Consider the following 15,224-nt stretch of genomic DNA (forward strand, 5'->3'; position numbering starts at 1 on the left):
GAGTGCCGCGGAGCGGTGCGACACCACTGCGCTGAGCTCGTGCGCGACCCCGCGCGCTGCGTCGGCGTCCGGCAACACGTAGCGTCCACGCCGCGGACGGAGGACGAGCCCGGCTCGAGTCGCTGCGCGCAGCTGGCGCTTGGTGACCGTTCGAGCCAGGTCAGTAGGCGTCGCGACTCCACCGAGTCGGCGCAGCTGATGCACCACGGGATCCATCGCACCAGCGTTGCCTGCGTGGTCGGGCCGGCCTTCTCGATATCCACAGGCCCGGAGAACATACGAACCCGACCTTGCGCGTGGCGTCCCCGCACGAGCTCCCGGCGCCAGCCGGGTTGGTATGTCCTTGGGGACGGGTCTGGCTCCGACAGCGTCGCGGGGATCAGTCCAGATCGGGCAGGTCTGTGTCCCAGAGCCACTCGTCGAGCAGCCGGGCGACCTGGTCGGGGTCGAGGTAGCGACCGGCGTGCTCGGTGAAGGCCTCCGTCGTCACCGAACCGTGCGCGTTGGTCGCGGTCCACTCACGCAGCATCGCGAAGAAGGCGGGGTCACCCATGCTCAGCCGCAGCGCGTGCAGCGTCAGCGCCCCGCGCTTGTAGACGCGGTCGTCGAACATGAGGTCCGGACCAGGGTCGCCGATGACGATGTCGGTCGGCAGCGAAGCGAGCCTGGCCCAGTGCGACCGCGCCGAGGTGCCCGCCGGGATGCCGTCAGCCGCTTCGAACCACAGCCACTCGGCGTAGCAGGAGAAGCCCTCGTTGAGCCAGATATCCTGCCAGGTCGCGATGGTCAGGCTGTTCCCGAACCACTGGTGGGCGAGCTCGTGAGCCACGAGTCGCTCCTCGCGCCGCCGGCCCGCGAGCCAGTTCGGGCCGAAGGTTGCCATCCCTTGCGCCTCGAGCGGGATCTCGAGCTCGTCGGAGGTCACGACCACGGTGTACTCGTCATAGGGGTAGGGCCCGAACGCGCGCTCGAAGACCTCCATCATGCGCGGCTGGCGCGCGAGGTCGATGCGCACCTGACGGGTCAACCGCTCCGGCAGGACCACCTCCTGGCGCACCGGCGACTCGGCGAGCACGAACCTCGTGTAGCGCCCGATGTGGACCGCGGCGAGGTAGGTCGCCATCGGCCGCGGCTGCTCGAACACCCGTCGCGTGCGGCTCCCCCGCGACCGCACCGAGACCAGCGTGCCGGTCGCGACGACGTCATAGGGAGAGTCGCAGTCGACCGTGATCCGGTAGGTCGCCTTGTCGCTGGGGTGGTCGTTGCACGGGAACCAGGTGGCCGCTCCCGACGGCTGTGCCGCGACGAGGACCCCGTCGTCGAGCTCCTCCCACCCCACCGGGCCCCAGCGGCTGCGTGCCGGTGCGGGGTTGCCGCCATAGGTCACCTGGAGCCGGGCTGTCTCGCCCTCCGCGAGACGGCGCGGAAGCGTGACGCGGATGCGATCGCCGCGGTTGGCGTACTTCACCGCGCGTCCGTCGAGCAGCACCTTGGTGGCCCGCAGCCCGACGAGGTCCACGTGGAGCGCCGAGACGGGCTCGACAGCCACGATGTCGAGCACCGCCTTGCCCGCGAGGCGGTTGCTCGACACGCGGTAGTCGAGGTCGAGGTCGTAGTGCGTCACGGCATAGCCCGCGTCGCCGCGCTCCGGGACGTACGGATCGAGTGCCGGCAACGGCCGGGTGGGACTCGACATCAGCCCTCGGCTCGCGTCCACGGGGCGATCGGGTTGCCGGTCCACCTGCTCCCCGCCGGCACGGACTCCCCGCGCAGGACGAGGGACCCCGGCCCCACGGTCGCGCCATCGGCTATCACGGCGGCGGGCAGGATCACGCCGTTCGGGCCGAGAGTCGCGCCGTCGCCCAGGGTCACCGCGTCCATGCTCATGATTCGATCATGGAATAGGTGGGTCTGAAGGACGCACCCCCGGTTGACGGTCACGCCGTCGCCCAGACGCACGAGGTCTGCTTCGGGCAGCCAGTAGGTCTCACACCAGACCCCGTGCCCGATCTTGGCCCCGAGCGAACGCAGCCAGATGTTGATCGCCGGAGTGCCCGTCGCCGTCCACGCGAACCACGGCCCCGCCACCATCTCGACGAAGGTGTCCACGACCTCGTTGCGCCACACGAACGGGCTCCACAGGGGATGCTCCGCGGCCGGCAACGACCCGACGACGACCCACTTGGAGATGGTCGTGATCGCTGCGGCCACAGCACCGACCAGCGCGAGCAGCACCCCGCTCGTCAGGGCCGCCGGCCAGATGCCCCACCGGGTCACGACATAGGTGAGCACCACGAGCACGGTGACGCCGAGCGCGACGGTGACCATCACGGGGACGATGCGCGACAGCTCCACCAGCCCGCGGATCAGCTTGAGCCGTCGCGACGGCCGGAACGTGCGCTCGTCGTCCGTGGCTTGGGGGGCGCGCCGCAGGCGCACGGGCGGGCTGCCGAGCCAGCTCGACCCCGGCTTCGACTTCGTCGGCGCCGCCGAGAGCACGGCGACGAGTCCGTTCTTCGGTACCCGCCGTCCCGGCGCGGTCATGCCGGAGTTGCCGAGGAAGGCCCGCTTGCCGACGCGGGCCGGCGCGATGTGCAGCCAGCCGCGACCGAGCTCGTAGCTGGCGACCATGGTGTCGTCCGCGAGGAACGCGCCGTCTGCCACCGAGGTCATGCGAGGCACGAGGAGCACCGTCGAGGCCTCGACATCCCGGCCGATGTCGGCACCGAGCAACCGCAGCCAGGTCGGGGTGAAGAGGCTCGCGTAGATCGGGAACAGCAGGGTGCGCGCCTGGTCGAGCAGCCGCTCGGTCATCCACACCTGCCAGCCGACCCGGCCGCGGACCGGGTGGAACCCCTCCGTCAGGCCGATGCCGAAGAGCCGCACGATGACCACGATGAGGACGCCGAGCGCGACCATCGCGAACAGCGTGAGGACGGGGACGGCGGCATACGACCGCAGCACCGCGGCACGCAGCGACGTCGCGTCGCGCAACGCGTGGCCGAGCAGGATCAGGCCGGGCAGCAGCGCGACGAGCGGCAGCAGGGACACGAGCATGGACGAGACGGCGTAGATCGGCAGCCAGTAGACCCGGCGCGGAGCCGGTTCCGACGGCCAGCCGCCTCCGCCGAGGCGCGCCTTGGCCCGCGATGCCGGCGACCCGGCGACCGACACCCCTCGTGGGACGTCCGTCAGGACGGTCGAGCCCGCCTCGACCAGGGCGTCGCGCCCGATCCGGACGTTGGGGCCGATCGTGCTGCGAGCGCCGACCACCGACCGCGGTCCGATCTCGATGGTGCCGACGTGGACGACGTCGCCGTCCATCCAGTAGCCGGACAGGTCGACCTCCGGCTCGACGCTGGCGCCGTCGCCGATCGTCAGCATCCCCGTGACCGGTGGGACGGTGTGCAGGTCGACACCGTGACCGATGTGCGCCCCGAGGGCGCGAGCGTACGTGTTGATCCAGGCCGCTCCCGCGAGCGTGATGGCACCCATCTCCTCGGTGAACCGCTCAGCGGCCCAGAGCCTGATCTGCACGGAGCCCCCGCGCGGGTACGTGCCCGGCTGGACGCCGGAGAGAATGAGACGGGCTCCCAACGCCGCCAAGGTCATTCGCCCCATGGGCGTGAGGAACGCCAAGGCGCCGATACCGACCACCCACCACGACACCGGTTTCGCCCACGGAGCGAGGTCGAGGGCGCGGAGCAGCTCGGTGGCGGCGAGTGCGGCGACCAGCCACTGGAGTCCGCGGATCGTCAGGAGCACGACGGACAGGAGCGTCTGAACGAGCTGCGAGGTGCGTGGGATCCGGCGCACCTCTCGTGTCGGACCGGCGGTGACGGCGGGCGCCTGGGACTCGAGCAGCTCGGCCTGGGCTCCGAGCCGCGAGTGGGAGTAGACGTCCGCGACGGTGACCGTCGGGTGGGTGGCACGCAGCACGGACACGAGCTGGGCGGCCGACAGCGAGCCGCCGCCGAGGCGGAAGAAGTCAGCGTCGAGCGATCGCACCGGGACTCCGAGGACCTTCGTCCACTGCCCGGCCAGCCACGACGGTATGCCGCTCAGCTCGTCGGCCCCGTCGTCACCCTCCGCTTCGGCACCGGGCAACGGCCACGGCAGGGCGTTGCGGTCCACCTTGCCCGAGGTGCGGGTGGGCAGGTCGTCGACCACCGCGAGGAGCGGGACGAGCGCGGCCGGCAGCTCCTCGCGCAGTCGCGACATCGCCTGGTCGTGGTCGAACCCGTCGGCGTCGTCGGGCACGACGTAGCCGACGAGCACCTGCGAGCCCGCCAGGGTGGACTTGACCGCCGCGGCGGCCCCGGACACACCGTCGAGTCCCTGGAGCGCGGCGTCGACCTCACCGAGCTCGATCCGCCGGCCGCCGAGCTTCACCTGCTCGTCGGCGCGTCCGACGAACAGGAGCCCGTCGGGGTCGTTGACGACGAGGTCGCCCGAGCGGTACGCGCGCTCCCAGCCGAGGGTCGGCATCGGTGCGAACTTCTCGGCGTCCTTGACGGGGTCGAGGTATCGCGCGAGACCCACGCCTCCGATGATCAGCTGGCCGGTCTCCCCTGCGGCCACCGGTCGCTCGTCGGGTCCGACGACGACGAGGTCCCAGCCGTCCAGCGGCAGCCCGATCCGCACGGCGCTGTGGCCGTCCATGAGCGCGCCGCACGCCACGACCGTGGCCTCGGTCGGGCCGTAGGTGTTCCAGACCTCGCGGTCCGCCGTGGCCAGGCGCTCGGCCAGCTCGGGCGGGCACGCCTCGCCGCCGAAGATGAGCAGGCGGACGGGCTCCAGCGCCTCAGGCGGCCAGAGGGCAGCCAGCGTCGGCACGGTCGAGACGATCGTGATCTCCTGCGTGATCAGCCACGGGCCGAGGTCCATGCCGGTGCGCACCAGGGCCCGCGGGGCTGCGACGAGGCACGCACCATGCCCCCACGCCAGCCACATCTCCTCGCACGAGGCGTCGAACGCAACCGAGAGACCCGCGAGCACGCGGTCACCCGGCCCGATGGGTTCGCCCTGGAGGAACATCCTCGACTCCGCGTCGACGAACGCCGCCGCAGAGCGGTGCGACACCGCCACCCCCTTGGGCACGCCCGTCGAGCCCGAGGTGAAGATGACCCAGGCGTCGTCCTCGAGACCGGGCGTCTGCGGCGGGTCCTCGTCCGTCTCCGGGACCAGAGCTGCGGCGCCGGCCGCTCCGCTCGCGCCCGCTCCAGGGGTGATCCGCCTGCCCGCGCCGACAACAGCGACGACGCCCGCCTCGCCGAACACGAGGTCGGCTCGCTCGTCCGGGTCGTCCACGTCGACGGGGACGTATGCCGCACCCGCCCGCAGGATGCCCAGGATCGCCACGTACAGGTCATGGGTTCCCGATGGGGCGCGGACCCCGACCTTGTCACCGCGACGGACCCCGGCGGCATACAGCTCGGCAGCCAGCGCGGCGATGTGGTCACCCAGCTCGGCGTAGGTCAGCACCGAGAGCGTGTCGTCGAGGGCCGCGGCGTCCGGATGGGTGGCGATGGTCTCGTCGAGGACGTCCAGCAGGGTGCGCGGTGCCGGCGCACGTCCGCCGGCCAGCAGCGGATCGGACAATCGCGCTCCTCCGGCTCAGGCTGGCTTTCCCACAAATCGTAGTGAGCCGAGGTGAACGCCGGGTGGACCTTCGGCGAGCCGCGCGAGCCGAGTCGTCAGCCGACGGTGACCGAGGGCGAGCCCGCGGACTCGTCGTCGACCGGCTCACCCATCTCCTCGGCGATGCGCATCGCCTCCTCGATGAGCGTCTCGACGATCTGGCTCTCCGGGACCGTCTTGATGACCTCGCCCTTGACGAAGATCTGGCCCTTGCCGTTGCCCGAGGCCACGCCGAGGTCCGCCTCGCGGGCCTCGCCCGGGCCGTTGACGACGCACCCCATGACCGCGACCCGGAGCGGGACGGTCATGCCCTCGAGCCCGGCCGTCACCTGGTCGGCGAGCGTGTAGACATCGACCTGGGCACGACCGCACGACGGGCACGACACGATCTCGAGCTTGCGAGGCCTGAGGTTGAGGCTCTGCAGGATCTGGTTGCCGACCTTGACCTCCTCCACCGGTGGGGCCGACAGCGACACGCGGATGGTGTCACCGATCCCCTTGGACAGCAGCGCCCCGAACGCCGTCGCCGACTTGATCGTGCCCTGGAAAGCCGGGCCGGCCTCGGTGACGCCGAGGTGCAGGGGCCAGTCGCCACGCTCGGCGAGCAGCTCGTAGGCGCGCACCATGACGACCGGGTCGTTGTGCTTGACCGAGATCTTGAAGTCGTGGAAGTCGTGCTCCTCGAAGAGGCCCGCCTCCCACACCGCGGACTCGACCAGGGCCTCCGGCGTGGGCTTGCCGTACTTCTCGAGCAGTCGCCTGTCGAGGGACCCCGCGTTGACCCCGATGCGGATCGAGACGCCCGCTGCCTTGGCTGCGTCCGCGATCTCCTTGACCTTGTCGTCGAACTGGCGGATGTTGCCTGGGTTGACGCGCACCGCCGCGCAGCCGGCGTCGATCGCGGCGAAGACGTACTTGGGCTGGAAGTGGATATCGGCGATGACCGGGATCTGGCTCTTGCGCGCGATCGCAGGCAGGGCGTCCGCATCGTCCTGGCTCGGGCACGCGACCCGCACGATGTCACAGCCCGCCGCGGTGAGCTCGGCGATCTGCTGCAGGGTCGCGTTGATGTCGGTCGTCGGAGTCGTGGTCATCGACTGCACGGACACCGGGTAGTCGCTGCCCACCCCGACCTTGCCGACCATGATCTGGCGGGTCTTGCGCCGAGGCGCGAGGACCGGCGGGGGTGCGGACGGCATACCGAGGGAAACGCTCATGGCGCCATTATGTCGCGGACCGTAGTGCGGCCCCGCCTCGAGGGCGTCGGGCTGGTGCTCGCCGCCGGAGGTTCAGCCGCGGCGCCGGCGTTGCCAGGACGCAGCGCAGCGAGCGAAGATCGAGCGAGCGGAGCGGAGGAAGGCAACGCCCACGAGGCGCCGCGGCACGCGCCGCAGCGGAGCGAGGCGCCAACAACTCAGCCGAAGATGCTGATGGGCTTGACGATGTCCGCGTAGATGAGCAGGACCGACATCGTGATGAGCACGATCGACATGCCGTACGCGATCGGCAGGCCCTTGGCCACGTCGACGAACCCCGGGTCGGGGCGGCCGCGCCACCGCGCCCAGCCCTTCTTGATCGCCTCCCAGATCGCCCCGGCGATGTGGCCGCCGTCGAGGGGCAGCAGCGGGATGAGGTTGAAGACGAACAGCGCGAGGTTGAGCGAGGCGATGAGCAGGATGAGCTGCGCGAGCTTCACCCAGTTGCCGCCTTCGTCGGCCGGGATGTCGAGCGCGGCGACCTCGCCGCCGATCCGGCCGACCCCGACCACGGAGATCGGGCCGTTCGGGTCGCGCTCTCCCGAGCCGAAGGCGGCCTGCATGACGCCGGCCATCTTCTGCGGGATCTTGACGATGATCGAGGCGGTGTCGACGGTCCGGTCCCACACGAAGGCTGGCGCCTGGAGCAGCGGAGTCTTGACGAGCTCCTGACCGGGGGTGATGCCGGCGAAGCCCATGGATGCGAGCACCGGCTTGCCGTCCTTGACGACGAGGTTGCCCTGGTCGTCGTAGGTCGCCCGCTCGAGGACTGCTGGAGTGATGGTGAGGTCGACCTGTCCGTTGCCGCGCTGCACCTGCCAGGTCATCGGCTGGCCTTTGCCGTCGCGGATCGCGGTGGACACCCCGGTCCACGAGGTGACGGGCTTGCCGTTGATCGCCGTGACCCGGTCGCCGTCCTTGAGGCCGGCAGCCACGGCCGGGGCTACGGGGTCACCGGCCGTGCACTTCGGCTGGGGCACCTGCACGGTGGGGACCGCTGAGGGCACGCAGGTCGAGAGCGCACCCACCTTGGGGGCCACCTGCGGGAGACCGTAGAGCGTGATGACGCCAGTGAGCAGGACGAACGCGATGATGAGGTTCATCACCGGTCCGCCGAGCATGATGATGATCTTCTTGCCGGGACTCAGCTTGTAGAAGACACGGTCCTCGTCGCCCGGCTGCACCTCTTCCATCGAGTCGGCCCGGGCCTGGTCGACCATCTGGCTGAACCGTCCGGTCGACAGGGTGCGCAGCTTGCCCGGCTCGTCCCCGGGCCGCGGCGGGAGCATGCCGATCATCCGGACGTATCCGCCGAGCGGGATGGCCTTGATGCCGTACTCGGTCTCGCCGCGCTTGCGGGACCACACGGTCGGGCCGAAGCCGACCATGTACTGGGTGACCTTGACGCCGAACTTCTTGGCCGGCACGAGGTGGCCGATCTCGTGCAGCGCGATGGACATCGCCACACCGACGACGATCACGAGGACACCTAGGACGAACAGCACACCCTCATTGTCACATCCGCACCCATGTGCTCGGCCCCATCCCCGCTCGCCGTCCGACTCCGGGTCGATGTACCAGCGCGCTGGATAGTGCGCGTGGGTACATCGACCCGGGTTTCGGGGTCAGGTGAGAGTGGTCGCCGCGGCGGAGCGGGCCCACGCGTCAGCGGCCAGGACGTCGTCGAGCGAGAGGTCGGTGACCTGCGAAAGGGACTCGGCGGCATACGACTCCACCACCGCAGCGACGGTGTCGACGATGTCCACGAAGCCGATCCGGCCATCGTGGAAGGCGTCGACAGACACCTCGTTGGCGGCGTTGTAGACCGCGGGCCAGGTGCCACCGGCCTCGCCGACGCGGCGAGCGAGGGCGACCGCGGGGAACGCCTCGTCGTCGAGCGGCTCGAACTCCCACGACTGGGCGCGCGTCCAGTCGCACGGGACGTCGGCGTCGGGGATGCGCTCGGGCCACGACATGCCGAGGGCGATAGGCACGAGCATCCGCGGCGGGCCCGCCTGCGCGATGGTCGAGCCGTCGACGAACTCGACCATCGAGTGGATCATCTGCTGCGGGTGGACGACGACCTCGATCCGGTCGAAGGGGATGTCGAACAGCAGGTGGGCCTCGATCACCTCGAGCCCCTTGTTGACGAGGGTCGCGGAGTTCGTCGTGATGACGCGGCCCATCGCGAAGTTCGGGTGGGCGAGGGCCTGCGCGGGCGTGACATCTGCGAGCTCGGAGCGGCTCCGGCCCCGGAACGGGCCGCCGCTCGCGGTCACGACGAGCCGCCGCACCTCGTCGGCGCGCCCGCCGCGCAGGCACTGCGCGATCGCGCTGTGCTCCGAGTCGACCGGCACGATCTGGCCCGGCCGGGCGACGGCCTTGACGAGCGGGCCGCCGATGATGAGCGACTCCTTGTTGGCCAGGGCGAGCGTCGTGCCCGCACGCAGAGCGGCCAGCGTCGGTTCCAGCCCGATGGCGCCGGTGATGCCGTTGACGACGACGTCGGCGGGGCGGGCGGCCAGCGTCGTGCTGGCGTCGGCGCCCGTGAGCAGCTCCGGGTCGTATGCCGTCACGCCGGCCTGGTCGGCCGCCTTGCCGATCGCGTCGGCCAGCTCGCGCTCACCGGCGGCGGCAGCAGCCACGACCGGCACCTGCAGCGCGACCGCCTGCTCCGCCACGAGGGCAAGGTTGGACCCGGCAGAGAGTCCGACCACCTCGAACCGGTCGGGGTTACGCCGCACGAGGTCGATCGCCTGCGTGCCGATCGACCCGGTGGAGCCGAGCAGGATGACGCGTCGGGGACGCTGTGCGGACGGCGCCGAGGCTGCTGGAGTCACCCCGGCATTGTTCCGCACCTGCCGCTCAGGCCGTGACGTGCCTCGAACGAAGCAGCTCGTCGCGCTTGAAGGCGTAGGCCACGGCCCAGGTCATCCGCAGGCGGTACATCCGGATGTCGTCGGCCCACGACCACGGGCTGCTGCCGTAGTGAGCCGTCCAGTGGGCGTCGACCTCGTCGCGCTCGGGGCCGGGCGGCATCAGCTCGGCGTACCCATGGGTGAAGAGGGCGAGCTCCTCCCCGTCGATGTGGGCCACGGACACCGCCGGGCTCCGCGCGAGGTGCTTGGCCTTGGCGGCGCCGCCGGCGGTGCTGAAGGTCCAGGTGCCGTGGAGGAAGTGGCCGTCGAGGGCGCTGATCCGCGGCTCGCCCGCCTGCGTCACGGTCGCGACGGCGAGCACCTTCATCCCCGTCAGCAACGCCACGAGCTGCTCCGCGGACAGCGTGCGCTCGTCCGTGATGATGGAGCGCAGGTGCCCCGTCGCCGTGGCGAGCGAGGCGTCGAGCAGCCCTTGCAGGGCGTCGATCTCGTCAGATGTCTCCAGCATCCTCTGACGGTAGACCCGCGCGCCGACACCGGCAGCGACACCGACGGCGACACCGACAGCGACACCAGCAGCGGGTTGCCGGTCAGGACAGCGGCGCCCCCGTCTCGAGCAGGGTCTTGAGGCCGGAGAGGACCCGCATCCAGCCGGGACCGGCGACACTGCGTGCCGTGCCGGCGGCGCCGTCCAGGTGGTCATGGGTCACGGTGAGCAGGCAGACGCCGTCCTCGCCGGGCGTGATCTCCCAGGTGACGCGGCTCTCCGGCTCGGCGGCGAGCTCGGGGTCGTACAGCGACCGCCAGCCGTGCACGAGCCGCCGGGGCGGGTCGAACTCGATGGTCCGGCTGTCGCCCCAGTTCGTCCCGTCCGGCCCGAGCGAGGTGTAGGCGTCGGGGGTGACGGTGATGCGGGCGCCGTAGAAGTACCGCTCGCTCCACTCGGGCGAGGTGATCGCCTCCCAGATCGCCTCCGGGGTGGCCTTGATGAAGATGTGGAACACCTGCGCGGGAACGGCGGTCTCGGCGGCCGGTGCCTGGACGGTTGAGACGGGTGACAGTGATGACTCAGTCATGGTCGTGCTCCTCGAGAGCAGACTTGAGGTCGGCGAGTGCCGACACGTGAGGTTCGGCGTACTTGCTGATCCACCGGTCGTGGATCAGGCGGATGGGCACAGGGTTGAGGAAGTGGTGTTTCTCGCGCCCGGCCCGGACCGCCGTCACCAGGCCCGCCTCCTCGAGGACCTTCAGGTGCTTCATGACCCCGAAGCGAGTCATGTCCAGCTCGGACTCGAGGTCTCCGAGCGTGCGGCCGTCACGCTCGAAGAGCCGGTCGAGCAGGAACCTGCGGGTCGGGTCGGCGAGGGCCTTGAAGACGGCGTCGTCGTCTGACACCCCTCGACAATAGGTGACCATTTAGTCACATGTCAATGCGGTCACCACGACGCGACGTCACTTGGCCCGAAGAAGAGGGCGTAGTCGCTCCACCACCACCAGTCGTGGCGGGGCATGTACCCGGCTGCCGGCGCCACGACGTGGGGCGGCGGCAGCAGGACGCTCGACGGGACCGACGGACGACTCGGCAGCCCGGTCAGCATCGGATCCGGCGCCTGTTGGTCCGCCGGCGGCGGCTGCCCCGGCGGGAGGAACCCCGTGCGCGGATCGCGCTGGCGCTCGACACCGTGCTCGGCCAGGTGCTTGACGACCTCGAGCCGGGTGCGCATGAGCGCCGCGATCTCGGACCCGTCGACAACCCTGCCCGGCCCGGACGGCAGCCAGGCCGTCAGCACCTCGGTGAGCACACTGCCCTCGGCCGTGGCCGTGATCGTCGTCTCCACGTCGCTCTCGAGCGGCGACGTGAGGTCGCGTTCGACGATCCGGCTCGGCTCCGACGCCTCGACAACCCGTGACACCGACACCGCCGGGCGGCCGTCATCGCGTCGGTGGAGCGCGAGCACGTGCTCGAGGCCCGGCTCGTCCGCGAGCTCGACGGCCACGAGGCGCTCCACGGTCGGCTTGAGCAGCTGCTCGGATGTCGGCGCGGTGAGCAGCGTCCACAGCCGTTCCGGCGGGACCGCCACGTCAATCGAGGCCCGCACCGACACCGGTGCGACTCCCGGCTGGCCCAGCACAGGCCCGAACCCGGCGAGCGACTCGCGCTCGACCCGCCCTTGCGCATCCTCATCCCCACCGGTAGGCCGCCGGCCACCTTCGAGGTCGGCCTTGAGCCCCAGCAGGGCCCGTTCGACCCACCCGGTGGCGAACGCCGCTGCAGGGTCACTCGCAGAAACCCCGTCGAGGTGCTGCGACACCACGCAGCCCTCGTCCATCGGCTCCAGCGTCGTCACGAGGTCGAGCGACGCGATGCCGCCCGCGGCTCTCGCCACGACCCGTCTGCCCGTCTCGAGGGCCACGACGGTCGACAGCCCTGCCCAGAGGCGGCCGTTGGGCCGGCGCCACACCGAGGCGAACTCGGGCAGCGACCCGGTGTCGTGCCGTGGCAGCGCGAGCACCCGGACGCAGCCGACGCCGAGCTCGCCGCCCTCGGGCGGTGAGACGAGGTGGGCCCACACCACGTCCGGCGGGCGCTCCACGAACACCCGGTGGCCCACCTCCCGGACCGGCACCGCTGCCAGGTCCGGCCGCCGATGAGCCGAGCCTCCGAGGAGGCCTCGCAGGAAGCTCATCGGAGCGGTCTCAGGAGACGAAGACGCGCTCGTCGATGAGGCGCTCGTTGACCTCGCGGCCGTCGGTGTGGAACCTGCCGTGCTCGAAGTCCTTGGCGAACTCGAGCTCGACGTGCGCCTTGCCGTGGCGGTTCTTCTCGAGGCTGAGGACCGACCACGCGCGGAACCGCTGGATGTTGCCCAGGTTGTAGACGAGGTGCTCACGCGAGACGACGTCGACCTTGTCGTTGACGATCATGACGACGTCTGCCTCGAAGGCCAGCGCGGACGAGCCACGCAGATCGTGGGTGCGCATCCGGTGGCCGGACACCAGGGCGTCCTTCTCCGCCGCCGAGATGGCGACGACCGGCACCCGCGCAGCGAGCGCGAGGTCCTTGAGGCCCTCAGCCGCAGCGGTGATCCGCTCGTCCTCGTCGGGTCGGTCGACGGGGAGCTTCTGGATGTAGTCGAGCAGGACGAGCGGGGCCTTGCCGGTCTGCTCGGTGACCCGGTTGATCGTGCCCTCGACCTCCTCGAGCGTCGTCGTCGCGCCGGAGGACTCGTGGATCTGCAGGCGGTCGCCGTAGCCGACCAGGGCGGCATACGCGCGCGCTCCGCCGACGAGGCCGCCGAGGACGGACTCGAGGGAGGCGCCCCCCGAGCCCTGCTCCAGCGCTCGGCGCACATCGAGCACACCGGCGACCTCGCCAGGGTCGGCCTCGGCGGCCTCCATCGAGATGAGGCGCTCGAGCAGCGTGTGACTCTCGTGCTCGTAGGAGAAGACGAGCGCGGTGCCGCCTGCGGCCACCGCGTTCCGCGCGAACTGGAGCCCGATCGTCGTCTTGCCGTGGCCGGCCGGGCCGCCGAGCAGCACGAGCTCACCGGACCGGAAGCCTCCGGTGAGGGCATCGTCGAGGGCCGGGAAGCCCGAGGGCCAGACCGTTGCGCCCGCGGGAGCACCCCGCCTCAGCACGTCGTCGGTCTCGCTGAGCAGCGCGTCGAGAGACTGCAGCGGCCCGGTGTCGCGGTGTCCTGCGGGTGTCACCATGGGCAGATTGGATCACGCCACGATGGCATTCGTGACGTTTTTGTCGACATCCGGACCGGTCGTCAGCGGACGGTCAAGGAGAAGGTCGACGTGTGGGTCAAGGAGGCGCTCCGGCCGGTGACGGTGATCGTGTCGGTGCCCCTCGGGGTGGATAACGCCAACACGATCAGAGCGCGAGGCCGACGTACTTCGTCTCGAGGTACTCGTCGATCCCTTCGAAGCCGCCCTCGCGCCCGACCCCTGAGGCCTTCACCCCGCCGAACGGCGCCGCCGGGTTGGAGACGATGCCCTGGTTGACGCCGACCATGCCGTACTCCAGCGCCTCGCTCGTGGTGATCGCGCGGGACACGTCGCGGGTGAAAAGGTATGCGACCAGGCCGTATTCGGTGTCGTTGGCCAGCCGGACCGCCTCGGCGTCGGAGCTGAACGTCGTCACGGGGGCGACCGGGCCGAAGATCTCCTCACGCGCCAGGTCCGCGTCCTGGGGCACGTCGGCGAGGACGGTCGGCTCGTAGAACCAGCCCGCCCCGCTCGGCGCCGAGCCGCCGACGAGCACCCGGGCGCCCTTGGCGACCGCGTCCTCGACGAGCGCGCTGACCTTGTCGCGAGCCTTCTCGTCGACGAGCGGGCCGACGTCGACACCCTGCTCGGTGCCGCGGCCGAGCGAGAGCGCACCCATGCGCTTGGCCAGCCGTTCGGAGAACTCGTCGGCCACGGACTCGTGGACGTAGAAGCGGTTGGCGGCGGTGCACGCCTCCCCCATGTTGCGCATCTTCGCAAGCATGGCGCCGTCGACCGCCCGGTCGAGGTCGGCGTCCTCGAAGACGAGGAACGGCGCGTTGCCGCCGAGCTCCATCGACACGCGCAGGATGCCTTCGGAGGCCTGCTCCATGAGCTTGCGGCCGACCGGCGTCGAGCCCGTGAAGGTCAGCTTGCGCAGGCGCGGGTCGCGGATGAGCGGCTCCATGACCGCACCCGTCTGGTCGTGGCTGGTCATCACGACGTTGAGCACGCCATCGGGCAGCCCGCACTCGCGCAGCAGCTCGGCGAGGGCGAGCATCGTCAGCGGGGTCTGGCTCGCCGGCTTGACGACCATCGTGCAGCCGGCCGCGATGGCGGGGCCGATCTTGCGGGTGCCCATCGCGAGCGGGAAGTTCCACGGCGTGATCATCAGCGTCGGACCGACGGGCTGCTTCATCGTGAGCAGTCGGGTGGCCCCGTTGGGGGCGGTGGACCAGCGGCCGTGGATCCGCACGGCCTCCTCGGAGAACCATCGGAAGAACTCGGCGCCGTAGGCCACCTCGCCCTTGCTCTCGGCGAGGGTCTTGCCCATCTCGAGGGTCATCAGCATGGCCAGCTCGTCGGCTCGCTCGGTGATCTTCTCGTATGCCGCTCGCAACAGCTCCCCGCGGTCGCGCGGTGGCGTTCTGGCCCAGTCCGCCTGCGCCGCAACTGCGGCGTCGAGCGCGGCCCGGCCGTCCTCGACGGTGGCCGCCGCGACGTGCGTGAGGATCTCGCCGGTCGCGGGGTCGTCGACGGCGATCGTCTCGCCGGCGCTGCCGTCGCGCCACGACCCACCGATGAGCAGGCCCTTGGGCACGGACTCGATCACTGACTTCTCTGTCACGGCTGCCATGTCTTCGACCCTAACTCTCGGAGGTGACCCGGGCTGTGGCGGATGTGGTCCGCGACCCGAGGCGGTGGCGGCGGCCCCCCGGCGCGTCCCGCCTCGAGT

At 70.9% G+C, this 15,224-nt stretch carries 11 protein-coding genes; all 11 read right to left on the reverse strand.

Going from position 1 to position 15,224, the window contains the following annotated elements:
* Window positions 1-379: 379 nt before the first annotated feature.
* Window positions 380-1,696, reverse strand: a complete 1,317-nt coding sequence (locus tag ACWEOW_RS06975) for a M1 family metallopeptidase (RefSeq protein WP_452268451.1) — start codon at window positions 1,694-1,696, stop codon at window positions 380-382.
* On the reverse strand, window positions 1,696-5,601 hold the full coding sequence (locus ACWEOW_RS06980) for a Pls/PosA family non-ribosomal peptide synthetase (RefSeq protein ID WP_452268452.1): 3,906 nt from the start codon (window positions 5,599-5,601) through the stop codon (window positions 1,696-1,698). Before ACWEOW_RS06980 ends, ACWEOW_RS06975 begins: the two co-directional genes overlap by 1 nt.
* Before the next feature lie 95 nt (window positions 5,602-5,696).
* The gene (gene ispG, locus ACWEOW_RS06985) at window positions 5,697-6,857 is read right to left on the reverse strand and encodes a flavodoxin-dependent (E)-4-hydroxy-3-methylbut-2-enyl-diphosphate synthase (protein ID WP_452268453.1); all 1,161 of its coding nucleotides are present in this window, start codon (window positions 6,855-6,857) and stop codon (window positions 5,697-5,699) included.
* 197 nt (window positions 6,858-7,054) lie between these two features.
* Window positions 7,055-8,401, reverse strand: coding sequence for a M50 family metallopeptidase (locus tag ACWEOW_RS06990; protein ID WP_452268454.1), 1,347 nt, complete (start codon window positions 8,399-8,401; stop codon window positions 7,055-7,057).
* A 120-nt stretch (window positions 8,402-8,521) separates the two neighbouring features.
* On the reverse strand, window positions 8,522-9,736 hold the full coding sequence (gene dxr, locus ACWEOW_RS06995; RefSeq protein WP_452268455.1) for a 1-deoxy-D-xylulose-5-phosphate reductoisomerase: 1,215 nt from the start codon (window positions 9,734-9,736) through the stop codon (window positions 8,522-8,524).
* A 25-nt stretch (window positions 9,737-9,761) separates the two neighbouring features.
* Window positions 9,762-10,283, reverse strand: coding sequence for a pyridoxamine 5'-phosphate oxidase family protein (locus tag ACWEOW_RS07000; RefSeq protein ID WP_452268456.1), 522 nt, complete (start codon window positions 10,281-10,283; stop codon window positions 9,762-9,764).
* 82 nt (window positions 10,284-10,365) lie between these two features.
* Window positions 10,366-10,851, reverse strand: a complete 486-nt coding sequence (locus tag ACWEOW_RS07005; RefSeq protein ID WP_452268457.1) for an SRPBCC domain-containing protein — start codon at window positions 10,849-10,851, stop codon at window positions 10,366-10,368.
* Window positions 10,844-11,170, reverse strand: a complete 327-nt coding sequence (locus tag ACWEOW_RS07010) for an ArsR/SmtB family transcription factor (protein WP_452268458.1) — start codon at window positions 11,168-11,170, stop codon at window positions 10,844-10,846. The genes ACWEOW_RS07005 and ACWEOW_RS07010 overlap by 8 nt, the downstream gene beginning before the upstream one ends.
* A gap of 41 nt (window positions 11,171-11,211) precedes the next feature.
* Window positions 11,212-12,462 carry an SRPBCC family protein gene (locus tag ACWEOW_RS07015; protein WP_452268459.1) on the reverse strand — a complete coding sequence of 417 codons (1,251 nt, stop codon included), beginning with the start codon at window positions 12,460-12,462 and terminating at the stop codon, window positions 11,212-11,214.
* Between the two features lie 10 nt (window positions 12,463-12,472).
* Window positions 12,473-13,489, reverse strand: a complete 1,017-nt coding sequence (locus ACWEOW_RS07020) for a DnaB-like helicase C-terminal domain-containing protein (protein ID WP_452268460.1) — start codon at window positions 13,487-13,489, stop codon at window positions 12,473-12,475.
* Window positions 13,490-13,655: 166 nt separating this feature from the next.
* On the reverse strand, window positions 13,656-15,125 hold the full coding sequence (locus ACWEOW_RS07025; protein ID WP_452268461.1) for an NAD-dependent succinate-semialdehyde dehydrogenase: 1,470 nt from the start codon (window positions 15,123-15,125) through the stop codon (window positions 13,656-13,658).
* Between the last annotated feature and the right edge of the window lie 99 nt (window positions 15,126-15,224).

This window comes from Monashia sp. NPDC004114 (genome assembly GCF_053603855.1).

Excerpts from the sequence above, each read along its gene's own strand:
- ACWEOW_RS07025 (WP_452268461.1), bottom strand. The coding sequence starts at position 15,125 with ATGGCAGCCGTGACAGAGAAGTCAGTGATCGAGTCCGTGCCCAAGGGC.
- ACWEOW_RS07015 (WP_452268459.1), bottom strand. The coding sequence starts at position 12,462 with ATGAGCTTCCTGCGAGGCCTCCTCGGAGGCTCGGCTCATCGGCGGCCG.
- ACWEOW_RS07000 (WP_452268456.1), bottom strand. The coding sequence starts at position 10,283 with ATGCTGGAGACATCTGACGAGATCGACGCCCTGCAAGGGCTGCTCGAC.
- ACWEOW_RS07020 (WP_452268460.1), bottom strand. The coding sequence starts at position 13,489 with ATGGTGACACCCGCAGGACACCGCGACACCGGGCCGCTGCAGTCTCTC.
- ACWEOW_RS06975 (WP_452268451.1), bottom strand. The coding sequence starts at position 1,696 with ATGTCGAGTCCCACCCGGCCGTTGCCGGCACTCGATCCGTACGTCCCG.
- ACWEOW_RS07005 (WP_452268457.1), bottom strand. The coding sequence starts at position 10,851 with ATGACTGAGTCATCACTGTCACCCGTCTCAACCGTCCAGGCACCGGCC.
- ispG (WP_452268453.1), bottom strand. The coding sequence starts at position 6,857 with ATGAGCGTTTCCCTCGGTATGCCGTCCGCACCCCCGCCGGTCCTCGCG.